The organism is Ornithinibacter sp. (assembly GCF_035443565.1).
Lineage (GTDB): Bacteria > Actinomycetota > Actinomycetes > Actinomycetales > Dermatophilaceae > Fodinibacter.
This window is the reverse complement of record NZ_DAORSO010000016.1, coordinates 18,934-20,204: the sequence shown is the minus strand read 5'-3', so window position 1 is coordinate 20,204 and position 1,271 is coordinate 18,934. Positions and strand designations below refer to the sequence as shown.

General features: G+C 72.9%; 2 protein-coding genes. Both read right to left on the bottom strand.

Going from position 1 to position 1,271, the window contains the following annotated elements; all coding sequences use genetic code 11:
- Positions 1–419 (bottom strand): molybdenum cofactor guanylyltransferase (mobA, locus tag PLL68_RS03565; RefSeq protein ID WP_324531711.1); only part of this gene is annotated, 419 nt, incomplete at its 3' end.
- Position 420: 1 nt separating this feature from the next.
- A partial coding sequence (locus PLL68_RS03560; RefSeq protein WP_324531710.1) for a DUF3320 domain-containing protein occupies positions 421–1,271 on the bottom strand: 851 nt, incomplete at its 5' end.

The following is a 1,271-nucleotide window of genomic DNA, read 5'->3' as shown; positions in this document are numbered from 1 at the left end:
CGGGCCGCGGTGGTGCGGTAGACGGCCAGCAGCGGGTTCGTGTGCCCCTCGTCGTCGACGGCCACCGCCGCTGCGGTGTCCGGGCCAGCCGCCGCGAGCGCGTCGACCAGCGTGCGGAGGCCGGGCACGGCATACGGCATGTCGCCAGCCACCACGGCGGTCAGGTCGGTGGTGACGAGGGCGAGCCCGGCGGCGATGCCGGCGAGCGGGCCGCCACCGGGTGGGTACTCACGGGTCCAGGTGAGGGGTCGCGGGGTGGGCCGCTGCTCCCCCACGGCGATGACGGCCCACTCCTGCGGTAGTGACCCGAGCAGGTGGTCGAGCACGGTGGTTCCGGCGAGCGGTGCGGCGAGCTTGTCGGAGCCGAACCGGCGCGACTCCCCGCCGGCGAGCACCACCACCGTCAGTGGGTGAGTCACGTCAGCGTGACCCGGCGACGTAGGCGGTGCCGCGGCGCTCGAGGAGCCTCTCGCGCACCGCGTGCTCGAGCGCCTCGTCCATGCGCGCCTCGATGCCTTGGGTGAGCCGCTTGAAGCCGAACATCGCGAGCACGTCACGGTGCAGTTCAACCCGCTCCGCACCCCCCGAATCGCTGCAGACGGCTCGCATCGCGTTGGCGATCTCACGCAACGGCACGTGATCGACCGGTCGGGTTCCCTGGAGGTCAACGCGGAAGCCGTCCCATGACGCCGGGTTGACCGGGAGGTCCCACAGGATCGCCGGCTCCCCGCCCTTTCGGTGACCTCGCGGGACGACGCCCAGGATCGAGTCCGCACGCTTGGCGTTCACCCGCGCCAGGTCGAAGGCGCCTGCCACCAACTTCACGAGTCGATCCCGGTGGATCGGGCCCTCGGTGGCGATGGCGTCGGCGACGGCCAGCCCGACCCGCTTGCGGGCCGCGGCCGACCGGTCGAGCTGGTCGAGGACTTCACGTGACCCCAGGAGTCCGACGTCCCACGGCCTGAACGCCTGGCCACCACGCAGGTCATCGGCACCAACCGGGACGGCCAGCGACGCCTGCAGCGAGTTGCCGAGGACACCGCTCCACACGTCGTCGTCGGGTGCCGCATCCGCAGCATCCGGCGCAGCCGTCACGGTCATCGCAGCCGTCGCGGTCGCCACAGGTTGGCTCGCCAGGCGCAGCCCGCTCGAGTCGCCCCCGTTGGCACCCACGGTCACCGGGGTGCCGGCCAAGGCGCGATCGAGCGACTCCGAGAAGCCGTCCAGCACCCCGTCGCGGTCGGCGAGCCACGCCGGCAGCCAGATGCGGG